Consider the following 21,868-nt stretch of genomic DNA (forward strand, 5'->3'; position numbering starts at 1 on the left):
CCTCCTTTTGATTAAAGATCGCCGAATAATGGCCGATCCATCATCAATCAGGAAAGGATTCCCCCGCGCGGCACTCAGGTCATACCCCCTGACGCACGGGCCAAACACGCGCAAGAAAAAGACGCGAGATTCCCATTCCGTGAGGTTCGACGACAGCGGTCGTTGAACCAACCAGTCCAGGTAGATGGCGCTCAATGACTTCTAAAAACAATCCGGCCACTGCGGTATCCGATCTGACTCTGAGCCCTGCGGCGAACAGCCCTGCCCCGATGAAGCCATTGCCCCCCTCGCGCCCGCTGGGCACCCAGCAATACCTGTACTTCACCGAAACCAACACCGACCGCATCCTCGACAACCTCGATGGCCTGCGTGACCTGGTGTTCCCGCGCCCGCCGCACCTGGAAGGCGACAACGAACAGCACAACGATCAGGAATTCCCGTCGGTGTGCCTGATCGGCCTCGGTCGCTGCGGCTCCAACATCGCCCTCGACGTGGCGGAGCTGGTGTACAACGCGCGCAAGTTCTACCTCAACGAATTCAACAGCGAAGATCGCGCGGCTGACCGTCGCCTGGCCTCCGACAAAGGCTACAGCCCGGCCCAGTGGATCAAGCAGAACCTGCGGATCGGCCCGAACAAGTCGACCAAACCGGTGTTCCTGGTGGAGCCGCTGGTGATGCTCGGCGACCTCGACAAGGACATTGCCGGGCGTATCCGTTTCTCGCGCAAGGGCGAAAAAAGCGGCTTCCTGCGCGACTACAGCAAGATGAAGATCATGGACTTGTCCGAAGTCCACGCCGGTGGCGCCGGTAACGCGCCGATCCTCGGCCAGTACCTGGCGAAGATCATCCTCAACAAGGACACCCAGCGTTTCTCCAGCCCCGACTGGAAAATGATCCACTCGTACCTGATCGACAGCTGCGGCATCAAGGCCAACCAGTCGCGCCTGTATTTCTCGATCTTCAGTGCCGGCGGTGGTACCGGTTCGGGCATGGCCTCGGAATTCGGCCTGGCCCAGCAGCACTCGTACATGAACAAGACGTTCGACACCAAGCCGATGGACGAGCATGACGGCAAGAGCGGTCATTCCTTCGTGTTCGAACCGATCTTCACCAGCGGCATCTGCGTGCTGCCGAACATTTCCGACCACCGCAGCGAAATGTCCGAGGCGCTGCACATCAACGCCGGCCGCCTGCTGTGCAAATACCTCTCGGAAGAATGGGATTTCTCGTACAACTTCGCTAACGAAGACAGCAGCGAAGCCAGCGTCATGGGCCGTATCCGCCCATGGAACGCGATGATGCTGATTTCCAACGACATCATGCGTTACGCCGAAGAGAGCGATGACGGCAACATCCAGAACATTGATGTCAATGCGATGGAGAAGCACGCCAACCAATACATCTCGCAGCAGATCTTCAACATTCTGACGGCCCAGGCGGTCACGACTGACTACGACCAGAACTATTTCCGTCGCGCCGGCATCGACATCGGCGAGACCATTCGCCTGGACGCCAACGATCTGTTCATGAGTCTGGCCGGCCCGGTGGCGATTGCCTACGCCGAATCCGTGGTGCCGGAAACCCCGCCGCCGAGCAGCGACAAGTTCAAGGTGTTCGACAAAGAGCCGCAGCGCCTGAACATCGACGACCTGTTTTTCCGCTCGATCGACCTGCCGCACTTCAATAAAGTGACCCAGGCCATCGAAGGCATCAGCCTGCTGCCGATCGAGTCCAAGCGTTATCGCGCCTCGCTTGAGCAATACAAGAACTCCGGCTACGACGCGGCTGCGCTGCACGACCTGCACTTCTTCAAGAACTGCTCGTCGGTGGTCTCGATCGTTTCGCTGCCGAAAGACTACAAGCTGTCGTACATGGACCTGAACCGGTTGAAGACTCACCTCAACAGCCTGTTCCCCAACACCACGCTCAAGCGTTATGCGCTGGTGATCGGTGCGTCCGCCAACTTGTCGCTGACCACCCTGATCGCCAAGAGTCCGTGCCTGTCGGACGACTTCCTGACGCTGATCGTGGCGTTCATCAAGCGTTGCTTCGCCAAGACCCCGTACCGATTCGACGAGACCTTGGACAATTCGATCCTCGATTTCATCATTCAGGAAGAGTTCGATGAGGACCGCATCGACGACCTGCTCAACGAATTCGAGAACCCGGCGAAGATCCTCGATACCAACTGGTACGCGATCAAGCCGATGTATGAGAAGAAGTACCGCGAACTGATCAACGACAAAGAGAAGTTTGTCTCGATCAATGACATTCGCCTGTCGCGCGATTGCGTGAAGAAGTCGATCAAGTACCTGCGTGAGATCTACCGTCACCGGATCGGCAAGACCAAGGTTATTTCCCTTAATAACCATACTGGCAAGTCTTACTCGGTCTGACACCAGATCGAGGCGCCCCCATCGCGAGCAGGCTCGCTCCCACAATGGAATGCATTTCCTGTGGGAGCGAGCCTGCTCGCGATAAGGCGCTCAAATTCCCGGTTTATTCAGTTTTTCCAACATCCCGAAACAATTAAGCAGCCGTCAGGCTGCTCACTGAACTGTGCCCGTTACGTTTACGTCACCGTTATGCCACCCCCGCCTGTGGCATTTCTCTACGGCAATCGGCCATCACGCTACTCCGCTACACACTTTTTCGCGATCAAAGCTCGCACCAACAAAGTGCAAACCATTAAACCACTGCCCTTTCCTGGACCAGGATCCACGGCCGGACTACCACCGCCCACATCTCGGGATCACGCTCGAAGATATCCAGCGCCCGCGTTTCAGACAGCTTGGCGACCTTGTCTTCGGCCAGCCAGGCAGCGACTTTCTCGCCCTGATCCGACGCCACGGCCTCAGCGACCGCGATCAAATCCAGGCCGGCGTCGACCCACAATAGGGCACCCTGGGCGTAGAAGCGCTCCAACTCTTTCCAGGTAATAGATGCGGTTTCACCAAGCAGCTTGGCATAGAGGGTGCTAGGTTCTTGATTCATGGGACTGTCCGGAAAAGAAATCGGCGCGAATGATAACGTCGGTGGTCCGGCAGAAAAACCCGGTTGCAAAAGGCCGTACCGAACGAAAAGAGCAGGAACGCCAAGGAATGCTGATGATTGGGGCATAAGCCCTCTGAACGTCCCGCCGCAATTCTGTCTTTTTCTTTCACTAAAGCGACACCCTCAGGTTTTGCCCCCTGGCGCCAGCTTCCCAGGCCAACAACCGGCGCTCTACACTGTACCGGTACAGTTGCCGGGGGCTTTTCCGGAGGGTATCGCCCAGATATCTGTCCCGGTTCTGCTGCTACGGCGTCAGGACTCTAAAAAAATACAACAGTAAGAGTGGAGCACTATGACTAAGGCTACTAAGCAGATTTCCAAACTGTTTGCCGCTATGGTTCTGGCCGGGGTTGCCAGCCATTCGTTCGCAGCTGACACCATCAAGATCGGTATCGCCGGCCCTAAAACCGGTCCAGTAGCCCAATACGGCGACATGCAGTTCAGTGGCGCGAAAATGGCCATCGAGCAGATCAACGCCAAGGGCGGCGTCGACGGCAAGAAGCTCGAAGCCGTTGAATACGATGACGCCTGCGATCCAAAACAAGCGGTAGCGGTTGCGAACAAGGTCGTCAACGACGGCGTCAAGTTCGTGGTCGGTCACCTGTGCTCCAGCTCCACCCAGCCTGCTTCGGACATCTACGAAGACGAAGGCGTGATCATGATCACCCCGGCTGCCACCAGCCCGGACATCACCAACCGTGGTTACAAAATGGTCTTCCGCACCATCGGTCTGGACAGCGCCCAGGGCCCTGCCGCCGGTAACTACATTGCCGATCACGTGAAGCCGAAAATCGTCGGCGTGCTGCACGACAAGCAGCAGTACGGTGAAGGCATCGCCACCGCCGTCAAATCCACCCTCGAGAAGAAAGGCACCAAGGTTGCCGTGTTCGAAGGCGTCAACGCCGGCGACAAGGACTTCTCCGCGATCATCGCCAAGCTCAAGCAAGCCAACGTCGACTTCGTCTACTACGGCGGCTACCACCCGGAGCTGGGCCTGATCCTGCGTCAAGCCCAGGAAAAAGGCCTGAAAGCCAGGTTCATGGGTCCGGAAGGCGTGGGTAACGACTCGATCACCCAGATCGCCAAGGACGCGTCCGAAGGCCTGCTGGTGACCCTGCCGAAATCCTTCGACCAGGATCCGGCCAACGTGGCCCTGGCCGATGCATTCAAGGCCAAGAAAGAAGACCCGAGCGGTCCGTTCGTGTTCCCGTCCTACTCGGCCGTTGAAGTGATTGCCGAAGGTATCAAGGCTGCCAAGTCCGAAGATGCTGCCAAGGTGGCTGAAGCCATCCACAAAGGCACCTTCAAGACACCTACCGGCGACCTGAGCTTCGACGACAAGGGCGACCTGAAGGACTTCAAATTCGTGGTTTACGAGTGGCACAACGGCAAACCTAAAACCGAAGTGTCGCCTCAGTAAGGCGCTGCCTGACTGACTGCCAATAAAGCCCACGGCGTGCCGTGGGCTTTGTTTTACGAATGTATTGGGCCGCGCTGGCGTGATCCGCCAGTCTCCCCACCTGAAAATCTCAAAACCGTCATCAGCGGTTCGCTGGCAAAACCCGGATTCGAAGTGGATAAAGATCCACGGGACCGGGCGGGAAAATGACTCCACCAGTGAAATGCGTATCAGGTTTTTAGGAGCGCTGTAATGCCTGACATCTATCACTTCTTCCAACAGCTGGTTAACGGCTTGAACGTTGGCAGCATGTATGCCCTGATCGCCATCGGCTACACGATGGTCTACGGCATCATTGGAATGATCAACTTCGCCCACGGCGAGGTGTACATGATCGGTTCCTACGTGGCGTTCATCGCCATCGCCGGGCTGACCATGATGGGACTCGAAAGCGTCCCGCTGTTGATGACCGTGGCGTTCATCGCCAGCATCGTCGTCACCAGTTCCTACGGTTACAGCATCGAACGCATTGCCTACCGCCCGTTGCGCGGCAGCAACCGTCTGATCCCGCTGATTTCCGCGATCGGTATGTCGATCTTCCTGCAGAACACGGTTCTGCTGGCGCAAGACTCCAAGGACAAAGCAATCCCCAACCTGATTCCGGGCAACTTCGCCTTCGGCCCGGGTGGCGCACATGAAGTGCTGATTTCCTACATGCAAATCGTGGTGTTCGTGGTGACGCTGATCGCCATGCTCGGCCTCACGCTGTTCATCTCCCGCTCTCGCCTGGGCCGCGCCTGCCGCGCCTGCGCCGAAGACATCAAGATGGCCAACCTGCTGGGCATCAACACCAACAACATCATCGCCCTGACCTTCGTCATCGGTGCTGCGCTGGCGGCCGTCGCGGCCGTGCTGCTGAGCATGCAATACGGCGTGATCAACCCGAACGCCGGTTTCCTCGTCGGCCTCAAGGCCTTCACCGCCGCGGTATTGGGCGGGATCGGCAGCATCCCCGGCGCGATGCTCGGCGGGCTGGTGCTCGGGGTGGCGGAAGCCTTTGGCGCCGATATCTTCGGTGACCAGTACAAGGACGTCGTGGCTTTCGGCTTGTTGGTTCTGGTGCTGTTGTTCCGTCCGACCGGCATTCTGGGCCGTCCGGAGGTTGAGAAAGTATGACTAGGAATCTTAAACAGGCGCTGTTCAGCGCCTTGCTGGTCTGGGCCGTGGCCTATCCGGTACTGGGTCTGAAACTGACCATCGTCGGCATCAACCTGGAAGTGCACAACACCAGCCCGGCCATTCTGGCGACCATCGCCATCTGCTCGGTGCTGATGTTCCTGCGAGTGCTGTTCAACCAGCAGATCAGCAAGGCGTGGCGTTCTTCGCCGGGCATGCCGCTGATCCCGGCCAAGGCCAGCAACTTCCTGACCCTGCCTTCCACCCAGCGCTACTTCATCATCGCGCTGATCATCGGTGCGCTGGTGTGGCCGTTCTTCGGCTCCCGTGGCGCGGTGGACATCGCGACGCTGATCCTGATCTACGTGATGCTCGGCCTGGGCCTGAACATCGTGGTCGGTCTGGCCGGTCTGCTCGACCTGGGTTACGTCGGTTTCTACGCCGTCGGCGCCTACAGCTACGCGCTGCTGTCGCACTACTACGGCCTGAGCTTCTGGATCTGCCTGCCGATTGCCGGTCTGATGGCGGCGACGTTCGGCTTCCTGCTCGGCTTCCCGGTGTTGCGTCTGCGCGGCGACTACCTGGCGATCGTGACCCTCGGTTTCGGGGAAATCATCCGCCTGTTCCTGCGTAACCTGACCGACATCACCGGCGGCCCGAACGGCATCAGCAACATCGAGAAACCGACGTTCTTCGGCCTGACCTTCGAACGCAAGGCTGCGGAAGGCCTGCAAACCTTCCACGAGTATTTCGGCCTGCAATACAACTCGATCAACAAGGTGATCTTCCTCTACCTGGTTGCCCTGCTGCTGGCGCTGGCGGCGCTGTTCATCATCAACCGCCTGCTGCGCATGCCGATCGGCCGTGCGTGGGAAGCGCTGCGTGAAGATGAAATCGCCTGCCGCGCGCTGGGTCTCAACCCGACCGTGATCAAGCTCTCGGCGTTCACCCTGGGCGCGAGCTTCGCCGGTTTCGCCGGCAGCTTCTTCGCCGCCCGTCAGGGTCTGGTGACGCCGGAATCGTTCACCTTCATCGAGTCCGCCATCATCCTCGCCATCGTGGTGCTGGGTGGCATGGGCTCGCAGTTGGGCGTGATTCTCGCGGCCGTGGTGATGATCCTGCTGCCGGAAATGATGCGTGAGTTCAGTGAGTACCGCATGTTGATGTTCGGCGCCCTGATGGTGCTGATGATGATCTGGCGACCTCAAGGTCTGCTGCCCATGCAACGTCCTCACATGGAGCTGCGCAAATGAGCCGCGAGATCCTGAAAGTCGAAAATCTGAGCATGCGCTTCGGCGGCCTGCTGGCGGTCAACGGCGTGGCCCTGACCGTGAAGGAAAAACAGGTGGTGGCACTGATCGGGCCGAACGGCGCCGGCAAGACCACCGTGTTCAACTGCCTGACCGGTTTCTACCAGCCATCGGGCGGCAGCATCCTGCTGGACGGCGAGCCGATCCACGGCCTGCCGGGCCACAAGATCGCCCTCAAGGGCGTGGTGCGCACCTTCCAGAACGTGCGCCTGTTCAAGGACATGACGGCGGTCGAGAATCTGTTGATCGCCCAGCACCGTCACCTGAACACCAACTTCCTGTCCGGCCTGTTCAAGACCCCGGCGTTTCGCAAGAGCGAGCGCGAGGCCATGGAATTCGCCGAATACTGGCTGGAAAAGGTCAACCTCAAAGAGTTCGCCAACCGCCCTGCCGGCACCCTGGCTTACGGTCAGCAGCGTCGCCTGGAAATCGCCCGCTGCATGATGACCCGTCCGCGGATCCTCATGCTCGACGAACCGGCCGCCGGCCTGAACCCGAAGGAAACCGAAGACCTCAAGGCGCTGATCAGCGTGCTGCGTGAAGAGCACAACGTGACCGTGCTGCTGATCGAACACGACATGAAACTGGTCATGAGCATTTCCGACCACATCGTCGTGATCAACCAGGGCACGCCCCTGGCCGACGGCACGCCGGAACAGATCCGCGACAATCCTGAAGTGATCAAAGCCTACCTGGGGGAAGCGTAAATGCTGCAGTTCGAAAACGTTTCCACCTTCTACGGCAAGATCCAGGCCCTGCACAGCGTCAACGTCGAAGTCCGCCAGGGCGAGATCGTGACCCTGATCGGCGCCAACGGTGCCGGCAAGTCCACGCTGCTGATGACGCTGTGCGGTTCGCCGCAGGCCCACAGCGGCAGCATCCGCTACATGGGTGAGGAACTGGTCGGCCAGGACTCGTCGCAAATCATGCGCAAGAGCATCGCCGTGGTGCCGGAAGGTCGTCGGGTGTTTGCCCGTCTGACCGTCGAAGAAAACCTGTCCATGGGCGGATTCTTCACCGACAAGGGCGACTATCAGGAACAGATGGACAAGGTTCTCGGACTTTTCCCACGCCTGAAAGAACGCTTCAACCAGCGCGGCGGCACCATGTCCGGCGGCGAACAGCAAATGCTCGCCATCGGCCGTGCGCTGATGAGCAAGCCGAAACTGCTGCTGCTCGACGAACCGTCGCTGGGCCTGGCACCGATCATCATCCAGCAGATCTTCGACATCATCGAACAGCTGCGCAAGGACGGTGTGACGGTGTTCCTGGTCGAGCAGAACGCCAACCAGGCGCTGAAAATCGCCGACCGTGCGTACGTTCTGGAGAACGGCCGGGTGGTGATGCAAGGCACCGGTGAAGCGCTGCTGACCGACCCGAAAGTACGCGAGGCGTACCTCGGCGGTTGATCGATCGTTTCAAACAGAAAACGGCCTTCGGGCCGTTTTTTTTGTGCCCGGCAAAAAACTTTTACCGATCGCTGTAACGCATCGCCGAGTCGTTTCTCTAGTGGGGCAAGCAAGCGCAATCGCTTGTTCAAACCCAAGTTCAAACCGGAGAAACATCATGACTGCTACCACCCGCACCCTGTCCGCCACCGCCCTGGTTCTTGCCCTCGGTTCCGCCCTGAGCATCGCTGCCGTCTCCACCGCCCACGCCGCTGACGACAACATGGAAAAATGCTTCGGCGTGGCCATGAAAGGCAAGAACGATTGCGCCGCAGGCGCGGGCACCACCTGTGCCGGCACCGCGAAAATGGATCATCAGGCCAACGCCTGGAAACTGGTCCCGAAAGGCACCTGCACCACCACTGAAAGCAAAACCTCGCCGACCGGTTTCGGTCAGCTCGAAGCGTTCAAAGCCAAGTCCTGATCCGGGAGCCGCCCGAGTGTCGATCATGATCACATCCTGCGACCATGCCTTGCGCCGCACTCGGGCAGCCCTCACCGGGCTCCCGTCCCGTGCCGGGCTGGGGCTCAAGAGCGAGCACTTCAGCGAAGTGCTCGACTCACGTCCGGACATCGGTTTCTTCGAAGTCCACGCCGAAAACTACATGGTGGCCGGCGGACCGTTTCACCACTTTCTGGGTTTGATCCGCGAGGCGTATCCGCTGTCGCTGCATGGGGTCGGGCTGTCCATCGGTGCCGAAGGCCCGCTGGATGTCCAGCACCTCAAACGCCTGGCCGCGCTGATCGAGCGCTATCAACCCCACTCCTTTTCCGAACACCTGGCCTGGTCGAGCCATGGCCCGGTGTTCCTTAATGACCTGCTGCCCCTGGCTTACGACACGCCGACGCTGAACCGCGTCTGCGACCACATCGATCAGGTACAAAGCACCCTCAAACGTCCGATGCTGCTGGAAAACCCGGCGACCTACCTGGCATTCGAGCGCTCGACAATCGACGAAGCGGACTTCATCCGCGAAGTCATCCGGCGTACTGGCTGCGGGCTGTTGCTGGACGTGAACAATGTCTACGTCTCGTGCATCAACCATCAACGCGATCCCCTGGCTTACCTCGATGCACTGCCGCTGCACGCGGTGGGCGAGATACATCTGGCCGGGTTTGCCGAAGACTCCGACAGCCTCGGTGATCGCTTGCTCATCGACGATCACGGTGCGCCGATCGATCAAGCGGTCTGGTCGTTGTACCGGCAAGCGCTGGAACGTGCCGGCCCGGTGGCGACGCTGATCGAACGGGACAATCAGGTGCCGGCCTTCAAGGTGCTGTTGGCCGAAGCGCATCAGGCCGATGAGCTGTTGCTGTGCGCGGGAGGTCGGCCATGAACACTCAAGCCGCATTCAGCGCAGCGTTGCTCGATATCGACCTGCCCTGCCCCGAGGGTTTGTGCAGTGCCAACGGCGCCGATCCGGCCAGCCGTTTCGCGGTGTACCGCAACAACGTGCAGGGTTCGTTGATCAATGCACTGGCCGACAGTTATCCCGTGGTGATGCAGCTGGTGGGGGACGAATTCTTCCGGGCCATGGCCGGAATTTTCGTGCAAAGCCGTCCGCCCCACAGTCCGTTGATGAGCGACTACGGCAGTGAGCTGGAGGATTTCCTCAGAGGCTTCGAACCAGCCTCGAGCGTTCCCTATCTGGCCGACGTCGCAAGGCTGGAACGCCTGCGTACGCTGGCCTATCACGCGGCCGATGCGTTGCCTCTGAGTCAGGAGCGGATCGCTGCCGTATTCGCAGATGCCGATGCGCTGAATGAACTGCGCATTGGCCTGCACCCTTCGCTGTATCTGCTCGATTCAAACTTCGCCGTGGTGGACATCTGGGCCGCGCATCAGCACGACGCGACCCTGGCCGGGATCGATCTCAATCACGCCCAACACGCGCTGATCCTGCGCAACGGACTGGAGGTCGAGGTGTTCGCCGTGGAGCTCGGCGCCAGCCAGTTCATTCGCCAGCTCAAGGCCGGTCTGTCACTGACCCGGGCACTGGAATCCGCCGAGGCCTTCGACCTCAGCCAGACCCTCGCCCTGCTGATCAGTCGCCAAGTCATCACTCATTTCCATCCAAAGGTGTCGTCATGAACAGCCTCATTGTCCGCGCCATCGCGCTGCTGGAAAAAATCCCCCACAGTCTGATCGCTTTCATCGCGCGTTTTTCCATCGCGGCGGTGTTCTGGAAATCCGGGCAGACCAAGGTCGAAGGGCTGGCCGTCGACCTGATCGACGGCACCTTCGAGTTCGGCTGGCCGCGCCTGGCCGACTCGACGATTCCACTGTTCAAGAGCGAATACCCCGTGCCGCTGCTGTCGCCGGAAATCGCCGCGCATCTGGCAGCGTTCGCCGAACACTTTTTCCCGATCCTGATCCTGATTGGCTTCGCCACGCGCTTTTCGGCGTTGGCATTGCTGGGCATGACCCTGACCATTCAACTGTTCGTGTATCCCGATGCCTACCCGACCCACGGCGCCTGGATGGCGGTGTTGCTGTACCTGATGGCCACCGGGCCGGGAAAAGTGTCGATCGATCACCTGATCGCCCGGCACTACAACCGGTCCAGCGCTTCGCCGCTGAGTTTGAACCAGCCGATCAGGTAATCCGCCAGCACCTGAGTGCGTTTCGGTAATCCGCCCTGATACGGGTGCACCAGGTACATCGGCATGCGTCGAGTCTGAAAATCTCGCAGGAACCAGCGCAATCGGCCGTCAGCCAATTCCGCCTGCAGCAGATAGGAAGGCAGGCGGGCAATGCCGGCGCCAGCCAGAGCGGCTTTCTTCAACAGGTTGTAGTGATTGCTGGCGAACGGCCCCGACACCCGCACCCGCAGCAGTTCGTGCTGCTGGTGATAAAGCCATTCCTCGCGACCGCTGTAGTGACTGTTGAGCAGGCAACGGTGTTCGGCCAATGCTTGCGGCGTCAGCGGTTCGCCAAAGCGCTGCAGATATTCAGGGCTGGCGCAGGTCATTTCCTGCCAGGCCAGCAACGGCCTGGCCACCAGTCGCTCATCATTGGCCACTTCGGTGCGGATCGCCAGATCGAAACCTTCGCGGGACAGGTCTCGGTAGCTGTTGCTCAGCTCCAGTTCGATCTGCACTTCGGGGTATTTCCGGGAAAACTCCAGCAGCAGACCGTCGAAGAAGGTTTCCCCCAGCGACACCGGAACCGTCATACGCACCGGGCCGGCCATGTCGTCCTTCAATCGCGCCAAAGCCTGACGGGCTCGCTCCACCTGGACTACAAGTGCCTGAGCCTGTGGCAATAACGCCGCGCCGGCCGCTGTCAGGCTCAGCCGACGCGTGGTGCGTTGCAGCAACACCACGGAAAACCGCGCCTCCAGCTGACTGATGCGCTTGGACAACTGTCCCTTGCTGCACCCCAGTTGCTGCGCCGCCAGGGTAAAGCTGCCCGCCTCGATCAACACCGCGAACGCCGCCAGATCATCCATCTCGCTCATGGATTGTTTCCATTTGAAAACCAAAGGTTGCCCATTAGTGCGCTTATCCGCAGAAAAAACCACTCTAGACTGAAACCTCGTTCAATCACTTGAGGCAATCACGATGAAAATTCTGTTGATCGGCGCGGGCGGCACCATCGGTTCGGCCGTGGACAAAGAGCTGTCGCAGCGTCATGAAGTCATTCGTATCGGTCGCAGCAGCGGCGATTTGCAGGTGGATATCAGCGACAGCGCATCGATCCGCAAGCTGTTCGAACAGACCGGCAAGTTCGACGCGCTGGTCTGCGCCGCCGGCAACGTAACCTTCGCCCCGTTGGGTGACATGACCGAAGACAGCTTCGCCCTCGGCCTGAAAGACAAGTTGATGGGCCAGGTCAATCTGCTGCTGATCGGCCGCGAATTCGCCAACGACGGCGCCTCGTTCACCTTCACCACCGGCGTGCTCAGCCACGATCCGATCCGCAGCGGCGCCTCGGCTGCACTGGTCAACGGCGCGCTGGACAGCTTCGTGCGCGCCGCCGCCATCGAGCTGCCACGCGGTCTGCGCGTGAACTCGATCAGCCCGACCGTGCTGGTCGAAGCCATGGGCAGCTACGCCCCGTACTTCCGTGGCTACAAGCCGGTTCCTGCGGCGGATGTGGCATTGGCCTACGCCAAGAGTGTCGAAGGCTTGCAGACAGGTCAGACATTTCACGTGGGCTAAACCCTTGTGATGAACGGTCAGCCTGCGTAACGTGGCGGCACTTGTCTGGAGAGCCGAAGATGCGTGTTGCCCGTTCCCTGATCGTTGTTGCCCTGCTCCCGTTGTTTGCCGCGTGCCAGTTGTTCGATGGGGCGCGGGAAAGCGCCTCCCACGTCGGCCAGACGCGGATGCAGGGGCAACTGACCGCTGCCGACGGCAAACTGGTGTTCCAGGCCTGCGGCGAGCAGCGCCAATACGTGGTCAATGACATCGGCGGCACCAGCGTCCTGCAAGAGGCCGCCACGCTGGCCGATGAGCAGGGCAAGCTGTTCGCCGACGTACGCGGAAAGATCGCCGGCGACCGCCTCGACCTGACCCAGCTTTATCGCGTCGAACGCTCCGGCACTGCCTGCGATGATCCCAACTTCAAACAGCTGATCCTGCGCGCCGCCGGCCATGGCCCGGAATGGAACGTCAAGGTCAGCGGCAAGGGCCTGGTCATCGACCGCGAAGGCCAGCCACCGCTCGCCGTGCCTTACGTCGAAGAACAATTGGGCGATGGCCGCTTCAACCTCAGCAGCGAAGCCAACAACCAGCGCATCGAACTGTGGGTGGCGCCGCAGCGCTGTGTCGACAGCAGCACCGGCAGCGTGCAGCACATGAGCGCCGAGCTGCGTATCGACGGCAAGGTGCAGCGTGGTTGCGGGTATTTCGGCGGTTCGCGTAACGACTGATCGTTTTACCCTCACGGGATCCGGCCGATGCGGCTTATAATCGCCGCCTTCAAACGCCCTGGCGCAGTTGTGCGCCCCGCGAACCGGATCCTGTCATGTTACGAATCACCGAACTCAAGCTGCCGATCGACCATCCCGACGAAGACCTGCGCGCTGCCATCGTGCAACGCCTGGGCATTGCCAGCGATGACCTGCTCGACTTCACCTTGTTCAAGCGCAGCTACGATGCGCGCAAAAAGTCCTCCGAACTGTGCTTCATCTACACCATCGACCTCGAAGTGCGCGACGAGGCCAAAGTGTTGGGCAAGTTCGCCGACGACCGTAACGTCAACGTGGCGCCGGATGTCAGCTACAAATTCGTCGGCCAGGCGCCGAGCGACCTGAGCCAGCGCCCGATCGTGGTCGGTTTCGGTCCGTGCGGGATCTTCGCCGGCCTGCTGCTGGCGCAGATGGGCTTCAAGCCGATCATCCTCGAACGCGGCACCGAAGTGCGCCAGCGCACCAAGGACACCTGGGGCCTGTGGCGCAAAAGCGTGCTCAACCCCGAGTCCAACGTGCAGTTCGGCGAAGGCGGCGCGGGCACGTTCTCCGACGGCAAGCTGTACAGCCAGATCAAGGATCCGAAATTCCTCGGCCGTAAAGTCCTGCACGAGTTCGTCAAGGCCGGTGCGCCGGAAGAAATCCTCTACGTCAGCAAACCGCACATCGGTACGTTCCGTCTGACCGGCATGGTCGAGACCATGCGCGAAGAAATCCGCGCCCTCGGCGGTGAAGTGCGCTTCCAGGAACGCGTCACCGACGTGCTGATCGAAGACGGCCAACTGGTCGGCGTCGAGCTGGCCAGCGGCGAAATCCTGCATTCGAAACACGTGGTCCTGGCCCTCGGCCACAGTGCCCGCGACACCTTCCGCATGCTCCACAGCCGTGGCGTGTTCATGGAAGCCAAGCCGTTCTCGGTGGGTTTCCGGATCGAGCACCCGCAATCGCTGATCGACCGCGCGCGTCTGGGCAAGTACGCCGGTCACCCCAAGTTGGGCGCCGCCGACTACAAACTGGTGCACCACGCCAGGAACGGCCGTTCGGTCTACAGCTTCTGCATGTGCCCGGGCGGCACCGTGGTGGCGGCGACCTCCGAGCCGAACCGCGTGGTCACCAACGGCATGAGCCAGTACTCGCGTAATGAGCGCAACGCAAACTCCGGCATCGTCGTCGGCATCACTCCTGAAGTCGATTATCCGGGCGGCCCGCTGGCCGGGATCGAGTTGCAGGAACGTCTGGAGTCCCACGCCTTCATCCTCGGCGGCAGTGACTACAAGGCACCGGCGCAACTGGTCGGCGACTTCATCAACGACATTCCTTCGACCGAACTGGGCGAAGTCGAACCGTCGTACAAACCGGGCGTGGCCCTGGGCGATCTGGCCCTTGCCCTGCCGGACTTCGCCATCGAAGCGATCCGCGAAGCACTGCCAGCGTTCGAGAAGCAGATACGCGGTTATTCGCTGCACGATGCAGTGCTGACCGGAATCGAGACCCGCACCTCGTCACCGCTGCGCATCACGCGTAACGAGGCGCTGCAGAGCATGAACGTCAAAGGGCTGTTCCCGGCCGGTGAAGGCGCGGGTTATGCGGGCGGGATTCTGTCGGCGGGTGTTGACGGGATTCGGATTGCGGAAGCAGTGGCGCGTGACATCCTCGGTCTCGAGGCCTGACACCGGAAAATTGTGGGAGCGGGCTTGCTCCCACATCAGGTTCCGGGTGTATCAAATATTGGCGCGCAGAACCGAGGTCGGCAGCGCCTCACCCCTCTCGGCACTCGCCGCTACAGCCGCCATCAATCCCTCCAGCTCATAGCCCTGCGCCTTGAGCCACGCCTGATCGTAATAGGTGTCCGCATAGCGCTCGCCACCATCGCACAGGATCGCCACGATCGAGCCTGACTCCCCCGCCGCTTTCATCTGCTGCGCCGCCATCAGCGCGCCGATCAGGTTGGTGCCGCTCGACCCGCCCACATGCCGGCCCAGACGCTGCGCCAGGTAATGCATGGCCGCCAGCGACAACGCATCCGGCACCTTGACCATCGCGTCGATCACCTTGGGCAGGAACGACGCCTCCACCCGAGGCCGGCCGATGCCTTCGATCCGCGAACCGTGGTCCAGACGCAAACTCGCGTCGCCAGTCTGGTAAAAATCGAAGAACACCGAACGCTCGGCATCAGCGCACAGCACGCGGGTGCAGTGCTGGCGATAACGCACGTAACGCCCGAGGGTCGCGGTGGTACCGCCGGTGCCGGGGCTGGAGATCAGCCAGGCCGGGCATGGATGCTGTTCGTAGCGCATTTGCTGGAAGATCGATTCGGCGATGTTGTTGTTCGCCCGCCAGTCAGTGGCGCGTTCGGCGTAGGTGAACTGGTCGATGAAGTGACCGTCGTGTTCGCGGGCCAGGCGTTCGGATTCGGCGTAGATCTGGGTCGGATCATCCACCAGATGACTCTGGCCACCGTAGAAGGCGATCTGCGCAATCTTTTCCTTGGAAGTGGTCGCCGGCATCACCGCAATGAACGGCAGGCCGAGCATCCGCGCGAAGTACGCTTCGGAAATCGCCGTCGAACCACTGGACGCCTCGATCACCGGCGCGCCGGGCTTGAGCCAGCCGTTACACAAGGCGTAGAGAAACAGCGAACGGGCCAGTCGATGCTTGAGGCTGCCGGTCGGGTGGCTGGACTCGTCCTTGAAATACAACTCGATGCCCGGAAAACCCGGCAGCGGCAAGGGGATCAGGTGGGTGTCGGCGCTGCGCTGGAAGTCCGCTTCGATGATCCGGATGGCTTCGCGGGCCCACTGTCGGTTGTCGCTCATGGCTGTCGTTCTCGTTGAATCGGGCAGAAGTGCCTTCACAGGCTCAGCCCCCAAGCTTAGGAAAAAACCTACGGCACCGACAGATACAGCTGAACTTCAATCCCTTGGGCAACTGCTAGGCTCTCCTGCAAGTGGGGCCGATGCCCTGTAACCATATATAACAAAAAAGAATATAACTTTTGTTTTAACAACTAACGGTACGGGTTAGGGTGTGCCACCTTTTGACTTTATCGATGGAGAGCGACCTTGCCTCTGCGTAGCACTTTCACGCGTTTCTTTCAGTTGGAAGCTGCCAGCGGTCTGTTATTGATCGCCGCGGCCATCCTGGCTCTGATCATCAACAACTCGCCGCTGTCGTGGTTGTACAACGGCCTGCTCGACACCCCGGTGGTGGCGCAGATCGGCGCGTTGAAGATCGCCAAACCCTTGCTGCTGTGGATCAACGACGGTCTGATGGCGCTGTTCTTCCTGCTGATCGGCCTGGAAGTGAAGCGCGAAGTCCTCGACGGCCAGCTGTCGAAACCGTCGCAGATCGTCCTGCCCGGCGCGGCGGCTATCGGCGGCATGCTGGTGCCGGCGCTGATCTACTGGTTTCTCAACCGTGACAATCCCGCAGCCCTGGATGGCTGGGCGATTCCGACCGCCACCGACATCGCCTTCGCCCTTGGCGTACTGGCCTTGCTCGGCAAGCGCGTGCCGGTGTCGCTGAAGCTGTTCCTGATGACCCTGGCAATCATCGATGACCTCGGTGCCATCGTGATCATTGCGATCTTCTACTCCGGTGAGCTCTCGACCCTGTCGCTGGGCCTGGCGGCCGCCTGCATCGCGGCGCTGGTGGCGATGAACCGGCTCGGCGTGGTCAAACTCGGGCCGTACATGATCATCGGTCTGATCCTCTGGGTCTGCGTGCTCAAGAGCGGTGTCCATGCGACGCTGGCCGGCGTGACCCTGGCGTTCTGCATCCCGCTGCGCACCAAGAATGCCGAGCCTTCGCCGCTATTGGCCCTCGAACACGCGCTGCACCCGTGGGTCGCCTACGGCATTCTGCCGCTGTTCGCCTTCGCCAACGCCGGCCTGTCGCTGACCGGCGTGACCGCCGAAAGCTTCACCCACCACGTCCCGATGGGCATCGCCGTCGGCCTGCTGCTGGGCAAGACCCTCGGCGTGTTCGGCCTGACCTGGCTCGCCGTCAAGACCGGCATCGCCGCCCTGCCCCAAGGCGCCAATTGGGGCCAGGTGCTGGGCGTGGCGATCCTCTGCGGGATCGGTTTCACCATGAGCCTGTTTGTCGGCTCCCTCGCCTTCGTGCCGGGCGCCAGTGAATACGCCGGGATGGACCGAATGGGCATTCTCACCGGCTCGGTGTTTGCGGCATTGATCGGTTATGCGGTGACATTGGCGGCGAGCAGAAAGAACAGCGCGCTGCGATAGCCGTAGCGAACAATCCCCACGTCTTTAGAGATACGTCCTACAGCCACGATTTTCCTGCTTCGTTAACGTCGTGCAGCCCCTTGCGAGGGGTTGCCGATGCATGAACGAAAGGACAATTAGTGGCTGGTCAAAAGGACATTCCCCGGGTTCCCAACCCACCGGCAGGCGACGGGCATCACGTTACCTACCGCTACATGACGGCCACCGAACTAGCCGATCAGCAAGAACGACAAGACAAGTACGACGCCATGCTGGCGAGGCAGGACGCCTTCGAGCGTAGCCGTGAGGTGGCGGCGAACAAGCCTGAGCCGGTGCGCGCGGGCTGCGTATTTGCCAAGTCCTGCAAGTTACCGGACGCGATCATCGATTACTCGAATCCTTCGGGGATGGTGCCGACTGACAGCCTGAAGGATTACGGCGAGCTGATTTTGCTCGGTGGCCGGGAAGCCGATCGCAGCGGCGGGGTTGAGCTCAAGAAAATCAGCGGCACCGCCATTCCTGCGGGGCTGGGCACTTTTGCCCTTGCCGGTGAGGCGTTCAAGGCATTGCCCGCGATGGCCTCCGCCGCTGTCATCAGTCCGTTGCTCGGGCTGGTGGCGATGTTCGTGCCCTCGAACCTGGGCGACAGCGCGCTCTATACCGAAGACCAGTTGCTCGCCCTCAAACAGGCCCGAACCCGTGTGCGCTTGCGCGTTGAACAGCAGGCCGATGGCAGCCTTAAGGGCTACGGCTTCTACACCGGCAAGAATCGCGATTGGGAGATGGTTGATGTTGTGCAGTTCGCTGCACGCGATAGCCGGTTTGTCGCAGACCTTGGTGAAGGTGTTGAGCTGGTCTGGACGCCTGCCGTGGATGGTTCCGACATTCTTGGTATTCCGGAACTGGAGGCTGCTCCGCAGGCGCCGCATATCTGGGTGTACCCGCCGACGAAGCGGCGGACGGGATTCTGGTGAATCCGGTTTATCCGCCGGAGTATCGGGATTTCATATTGGTGCTTCCGGCGGAGTCCGGGGTTAAGCCGCTGTACATTGTTGTCAGCAAACCTGGAGACCATAAGTACTACGATGATCCCGAAACACTTCCTGCGTTCCCCGACACTCAAAGGGTGAAGTCAAAGGCCTCAGTACGAGGTGGTGGGAAAAAGAGAGCCCGCTGGCTTGATGGAAAAGGCCGGATATATGAATGGGACTCCAAAACCGGCGCTATTGAGCTGTACGACAAGCTGGGAATTCATTTGGGAGAATTCAATCATTTGACCGGAGAGCGAACAAAAAAAGCAAAGCCAGGCAGAACGACTCCCAAATAACTCACTAAAGAGAAAGAGATGCGCTATTTATCGATCACCGGATTTTTCCCCGATGAGAAACAGGATGACTCGTTGCAATTCGAGCTTAAGGTCAAAGACTACGGATTGAGCCAAGCGTTAGCGCAAATCACTGAATCCAAACCACTTGAGGAAATAGAACCAGGAGAGCTGGAGATGACAGAGAGTCAGGTCAGACAGGCAGCTGAGCTACTTAAAGTCGACTTTCCGCAAGGCTTGGAATACTTCATTGGTACTCGTGCGAGCTCGTGAACATATAAAGAAAAACCCCGACCAGTCACCTGATCGGGGTTTTCTTTTACCACTCGTTTGCGTTTAGTGCGAAACGCGGCTGGTGCCGCCAACAGTCGAAATCCGTACCCGCTCACCGACGCGGAACACTTCATTCTCCTGCACTTGCTGCACATAGGCGCGCATGCTGCCGTCGTCTTCACGCACGGTGATTTCAACACCTTGAGTGCGGGTCAGGCCTTCTTCGGTGGCCGAACCGATCAGGCCGCCGGCCACGGCACCGATAACGGCTGCAACGATGCTGCCTTTGCCGCCGCCGATCGCGCTGCCACCGACGCCGCCAACCACTGCACCGGCAGCGCCGCCGATCGGGGTCTTGGTGCCTTCAATTTTCACCGGACGCAGGGATTCGATGGTGCCCATGCGAATCGTCTGCACGCGACGCGCTTCGTCACGGGAGTAGGAGTCACCGGTCAGGCTCGACTGGCAGCCGGTCAGCAACATCGCCATCGTGGAAAAGGAAGCAACCAGCAGAACAGACTTACGCATAGCATCAACTCCAAAGGACAGGTATTCATTAAACTCCGCAGCTTGACGCCTGTCACGGCGTCGCCCGGATTAAGTTGCTTTCATTCAGGCCCGGTACAGGCGCCCGCGAACTCACCCAACAGTAGCGCCAAATTCCATTTCCTGCGCCGCCGACCCAAGGATTTCCATGGATTACTTCATCATTGTCGTCACCACCGCCGCCGGTCTGTACTTCCATTGGTGGCTGTATGTACGAATCAAACGCTGGATGGATCGCGATCTGGCATTGTCACTGGCCGGCAAGGATGAAGGCAAACGCGCCTTCATGCTCGAACGGCTGGAGCAGGCTCAGGCGCAGAAGATCAAGCGCCGGGACCTGCCGAAGTGGCTCGACGCCGCTGCGGCAGGCTATCCCGCTCGGTAGACTGCTCAGGGTGCCAGACGTTCAAGAATCCAGTCGGCGCCCTGCACACGGTAGTTGAGGCGATCGTGCAGACGGCTCGCGCGGCCCTGCCAGAACTCGATGCGCTCGGGGAGCAGGCGGTAACCGCCCCAGTGTTCCGGGCAGTGAGGCTGAGTGTCGGTGAAGCGTCGCTCGGTCGCCTTGAGCAAGTCTTCCAGTTCACCCCGGCCGTTGATCACCCGGCTCTGCGGTGAAGCCCAGGCGCCGAGTCGGCTGCCCAGCGGCCGCACCTGATAATACGCGTCGGACTCTTCAGGCGAGACCTTCACCACCCGCCCTTCGATCCGCACCTGGCGCTCCAGGGTCGGCCAGAAGAATGTCATGGCAGCAAACGGGTTCGCCGCCAGATGCTGGCCCTTGGCGCTTTCGTAGTTGGTGAAGAAGGTGAAGCCCTGCTCGTCCAGCCCCTTGAGCAGCAGAATGCGGCAATGCGGACGGCCGTCCGCATCCACCGTGGCCAGGGTCATCGCGTTGGCTTCCACTGGCGCCTGTTCGGTTTTCACCGCTTCGGCAAACCACTGGTGAAACAACGCAAAGGGCTCGGCCGGGGCTTGCGCCTCGGTCAGGCCGTCCCGGGTGTAATCACGACGCATATCTGCCAGAGACTGGGTCACGGCGCATTCCTTTTCGTTAGCGGATCACTTTTTGGTGGTATCGGTCGCAGCGACTTTCTTGTCGGTTGCGGCGGCTTTGGCGGGCGCGGTCTTTTTCGCCGGAGCCTTGGCCGGGGCCTTTTTCGCTGGAGCCTTGGCAGCAGCTTTCTTGGCCGGAGCCTTTTTGGTGGCCGGTACGGCGGCCTTCTTCGCAGCCGGCGCCGGGGTTACCGGTTTGGCGGCAGGCTTGACGTCCTGGGCGGCGACCATGGTCACCGGCTTAGGTGCTGGCATGTTGTATTTGCTCAGCAGCGCGACCATGGTGTTTTGCGGAGTCACCAGCAGTTCGACACGGCGGTTCAGGGCACGGCCCTCAACGCTGTCGTTGGCGGCACGCGGTGCTTCGGAGCCCATGCCGCGCAGCATCAGGCGGTCACGCTGCAGACCACTGAGGCGGAAGATTGCCGCCACGGCCTGGGCGCGTTCCTGGCTCAGCTTGATGTTGGCCGGAGCGGCACCGGTGGTGTCACTGTGACCGAGCACCAGTACGGCGGTTTTCGGGTCGGCTTCAAGGATTTTCGCCACGCGGGTGAACGGGCCGAGGGTCACTGGCAGCAGCATCGCCGGACGATCCGGGTTGAACGAGCCTTCCACCGGCGCGGTCACGACCAGCACGTTTTCACGGCGTTCGAGTTGCAGATTGCTGTCCTTGATCGCGGTGCGCAGGCGCGGTTCGTAATCATCCAGCCAGGCTTGAGTGACTTTCGGATCGGGCATCGGCACGACTTTGGCCGTGTCCTGCTCCTTGCCGCCAAACGGCCACCACCATTTGCCGCCCTTGTCGGCCTCAGCCTTGGCGACTTCGACCGGTTTTGCTTCGGGCTTGGCTTCAGCTTTCACTTCTGGCTTGGCTGCCGCCGAGTCGTCCGAGCCAAACGGCCAGTACCACGGACTGCTGCTCTCGGCCTTGGCCACCGGCTCGGTGGCGGCCGGTTTCAACGGCGCAGGCGCCGGAGCCGGCTCCTTGGCAGCAACTTTGTCGGAAGAACCGAACGGCCACCAACTGCCGCCATCGGCGTCGTTCTTCGGAGTCTGTGCACAACCGGTGATTGCGAAACACAGGGCCAGGGCGAGAGTTTGTTTGGACGACATTGGAAACCCACAAAAAGAATTAGTGAA

Annotated in this window: 23 protein-coding genes and 1 pseudogene; 18 read left to right on the top strand and 6 right to left on the bottom strand. The window is 60.5% G+C overall.

The features are described 5' to 3' along the window. The first annotated feature begins 194 nt into the window (after nt 1-194). Nucleotides 195-2,396, top strand: a complete 2,202-nt coding sequence (locus AC07Y2_RS22690) for a hypothetical protein (protein ID WP_039771398.1) — start codon at nt 195-197, stop codon at nt 2,394-2,396. A gap of 292 nt (nt 2,397-2,688) precedes the next feature. Here the strand turns inward: AC07Y2_RS22690 and AC07Y2_RS22695 are convergent, their stop codons facing one another. Next, nucleotides 2,689-2,994, bottom strand: coding sequence for a DUF2288 domain-containing protein (locus tag AC07Y2_RS22695; protein ID WP_103386900.1), 306 nt, complete (start codon nt 2,992-2,994; stop codon nt 2,689-2,691). 352 nt (nt 2,995-3,346) lie between these two features. Here AC07Y2_RS22695 and AC07Y2_RS22700 point away from each other — a divergent pair, with 352 nt between their 5' ends. From AC07Y2_RS22700 to AC07Y2_RS22740, 9 genes are all read left to right on the top strand, one after another. Beyond that, nucleotides 3,347-4,474 (top strand): branched-chain amino acid ABC transporter substrate-binding protein, encoded by a 1,128-nt coding sequence (locus tag AC07Y2_RS22700; protein WP_085612372.1) that lies wholly within the window; start codon nt 3,347-3,349, stop codon nt 4,472-4,474. 231 nt (nt 4,475-4,705) lie between these two features. Continuing rightward, nucleotides 4,706-5,629 carry a high-affinity branched-chain amino acid ABC transporter permease LivH gene (gene livH / locus AC07Y2_RS22705; RefSeq protein ID WP_007959165.1) on the top strand — a complete coding sequence of 308 codons (924 nt, stop codon included), beginning with the start codon at nt 4,706-4,708 and terminating at the stop codon, nt 5,627-5,629. Continuing rightward, on the top strand, nt 5,626-6,882 hold the full coding sequence (locus tag AC07Y2_RS22710) for a high-affinity branched-chain amino acid ABC transporter permease LivM (protein ID WP_039771392.1): 1,257 nt from the start codon (nt 5,626-5,628) through the stop codon (nt 6,880-6,882). Before livH ends, AC07Y2_RS22710 begins: the two co-directional genes overlap by 4 nt. Beyond that, nucleotides 6,879-7,646, top strand: a complete 768-nt coding sequence (gene livG, locus AC07Y2_RS22715) for a high-affinity branched-chain amino acid ABC transporter ATP-binding protein LivG (protein ID WP_007959160.1) — start codon at nt 6,879-6,881, stop codon at nt 7,644-7,646. Before AC07Y2_RS22710 ends, livG begins: the two co-directional genes overlap by 4 nt. After that, complete coding sequence (locus tag AC07Y2_RS22720; RefSeq protein ID WP_003222380.1) at nt 7,647-8,348, top strand: ABC transporter ATP-binding protein; 702 nt, start codon at nt 7,647-7,649, stop codon at nt 8,346-8,348. It begins immediately after the preceding gene. A 157-nt stretch (nt 8,349-8,505) separates the two neighbouring features. Continuing rightward, nucleotides 8,506-8,811: a BufA1 family periplasmic bufferin-type metallophore gene (locus AC07Y2_RS22725; RefSeq protein WP_011332799.1), complete on the top strand. Its 306-nt coding sequence runs from the start codon at nt 8,506-8,508 to the stop codon at nt 8,809-8,811. A 25-nt stretch (nt 8,812-8,836) separates the two neighbouring features. Then, a complete protein-coding gene (gene bufB / locus AC07Y2_RS22730) occupies nt 8,837-9,724 on the top strand; it encodes an MNIO family bufferin maturase (protein WP_103386927.1) in 888 nt (295 codons plus the stop codon). Further along, a complete protein-coding gene (locus tag AC07Y2_RS22735) occupies nt 9,721-10,479 on the top strand; it encodes an HvfC/BufC N-terminal domain-containing protein (protein WP_103386899.1) in 759 nt (252 codons plus the stop codon). The genes bufB and AC07Y2_RS22735 overlap by 4 nt, the downstream gene beginning before the upstream one ends. Then, a complete protein-coding gene (locus AC07Y2_RS22740; protein WP_103386898.1) occupies nt 10,476-10,991 on the top strand; it encodes a DoxX family protein in 516 nt (171 codons plus the stop codon). The genes AC07Y2_RS22735 and AC07Y2_RS22740 overlap by 4 nt, the downstream gene beginning before the upstream one ends. Here the strand turns inward: AC07Y2_RS22740 and AC07Y2_RS22745 are convergent. Next, nucleotides 10,940-11,848 carry a LysR family transcriptional regulator gene (locus AC07Y2_RS22745; protein ID WP_103386897.1) on the bottom strand — a complete coding sequence of 303 codons (909 nt, stop codon included), beginning with the start codon at nt 11,846-11,848 and terminating at the stop codon, nt 10,940-10,942. The two genes, AC07Y2_RS22740 and AC07Y2_RS22745, sit on opposite strands and share 52 nt — an antisense overlap. A gap of 103 nt (nt 11,849-11,951) precedes the next feature. Here AC07Y2_RS22745 and AC07Y2_RS22750 point away from each other — a divergent pair, with 103 nt between their 5' ends. The 3 genes from AC07Y2_RS22750 (at nt 11,952) to AC07Y2_RS22760 (ending at nt 14,973) form a co-directional block, all read left to right on the top strand. Further along, the gene (locus AC07Y2_RS22750) at nt 11,952-12,551 is read left to right on the top strand and encodes a short chain dehydrogenase (RefSeq protein WP_085666819.1); all 600 of its coding nucleotides are present in this window, start codon (nt 11,952-11,954) and stop codon (nt 12,549-12,551) included. Between the two features lie 59 nt (nt 12,552-12,610). Beyond that, nucleotides 12,611-13,264 (top strand): COG3650 family protein, encoded by a 654-nt coding sequence (locus AC07Y2_RS22755; RefSeq protein WP_039771383.1) that lies wholly within the window; start codon nt 12,611-12,613, stop codon nt 13,262-13,264. 95 nt (nt 13,265-13,359) lie between these two features. Next, the gene (locus AC07Y2_RS22760) at nt 13,360-14,973 is read left to right on the top strand and encodes an NAD(P)/FAD-dependent oxidoreductase (RefSeq protein ID WP_085666820.1); all 1,614 of its coding nucleotides are present in this window, start codon (nt 13,360-13,362) and stop codon (nt 14,971-14,973) included. A 51-nt stretch (nt 14,974-15,024) separates the two neighbouring features. On the opposite strand, the gene AC07Y2_RS22765 is transcribed toward AC07Y2_RS22760, so the two are convergent. Continuing rightward, on the bottom strand, nt 15,025-16,119 hold the full coding sequence (locus tag AC07Y2_RS22765) for a PLP-dependent cysteine synthase family protein (protein ID WP_039771378.1): 1,095 nt from the start codon (nt 16,117-16,119) through the stop codon (nt 15,025-15,027). Nucleotides 16,120-16,365: 246 nt separating this feature from the next. Here AC07Y2_RS22765 and nhaA point away from each other — a divergent pair, with 246 nt between their 5' ends. From nhaA to AC07Y2_RS22785, 4 genes and pseudogenes are all read left to right on the top strand, one after another. Continuing rightward, nucleotides 16,366-17,550: a Na+/H+ antiporter NhaA gene (nhaA, locus tag AC07Y2_RS22770; protein ID WP_103386896.1), complete on the top strand. Its 1,185-nt coding sequence runs from the start codon at nt 16,366-16,368 to the stop codon at nt 17,548-17,550. Between the two features lie 599 nt (nt 17,551-18,149). Next, nucleotides 18,150-18,523: pseudogene (locus AC07Y2_RS22775) on the top strand (S-type pyocin domain-containing protein); the annotation flags it as partial. Between the two features lie 132 nt (nt 18,524-18,655). Then, the gene (locus AC07Y2_RS22780; protein ID WP_494990416.1) at nt 18,656-18,856 is read left to right on the top strand and encodes a colicin E3/pyocin S6 family cytotoxin; all 201 of its coding nucleotides are present in this window, start codon (nt 18,656-18,658) and stop codon (nt 18,854-18,856) included. An 18-nt stretch (nt 18,857-18,874) separates the two neighbouring features. Further along, entirely contained in the window at nt 18,875-19,126 is a 252-nt protein-coding gene (locus AC07Y2_RS22785; protein ID WP_039771372.1) for a pyocin S6 family toxin immunity protein, read from the top strand. A gap of 63 nt (nt 19,127-19,189) precedes the next feature. Here AC07Y2_RS22785 and AC07Y2_RS22790 read toward each other — a convergent pair whose 3' ends face one another. Next, nucleotides 19,190-19,654: an outer membrane lipoprotein gene (locus tag AC07Y2_RS22790; RefSeq protein ID WP_007969461.1), complete on the bottom strand. Its 465-nt coding sequence runs from the start codon at nt 19,652-19,654 to the stop codon at nt 19,190-19,192. Between the two features lie 166 nt (nt 19,655-19,820). Between AC07Y2_RS22790 and AC07Y2_RS22795 the strand changes: the two genes are divergently transcribed. Then, a complete protein-coding gene (locus tag AC07Y2_RS22795) occupies nt 19,821-20,057 on the top strand; it encodes a hypothetical protein (RefSeq protein WP_103386895.1) in 237 nt (78 codons plus the stop codon). A 5-nt stretch (nt 20,058-20,062) separates the two neighbouring features. On the opposite strand, the gene pdxH is transcribed toward AC07Y2_RS22795, so the two are convergent. Then, a complete protein-coding gene (pdxH, locus tag AC07Y2_RS22800) occupies nt 20,063-20,710 on the bottom strand; it encodes a pyridoxamine 5'-phosphate oxidase (RefSeq protein ID WP_039771367.1) in 648 nt (215 codons plus the stop codon). Between the two features lie 24 nt (nt 20,711-20,734). Beyond that, a complete protein-coding gene (locus AC07Y2_RS22805; RefSeq protein ID WP_103386894.1) occupies nt 20,735-21,841 on the bottom strand; it encodes an OmpA family protein in 1,107 nt (368 codons plus the stop codon). Between the last annotated feature and the right edge of the window lie 27 nt (nt 21,842-21,868).

It is taken from the genome of Pseudomonas sp. GW456-12-1-14-TSB6 (assembly GCF_059424205.1).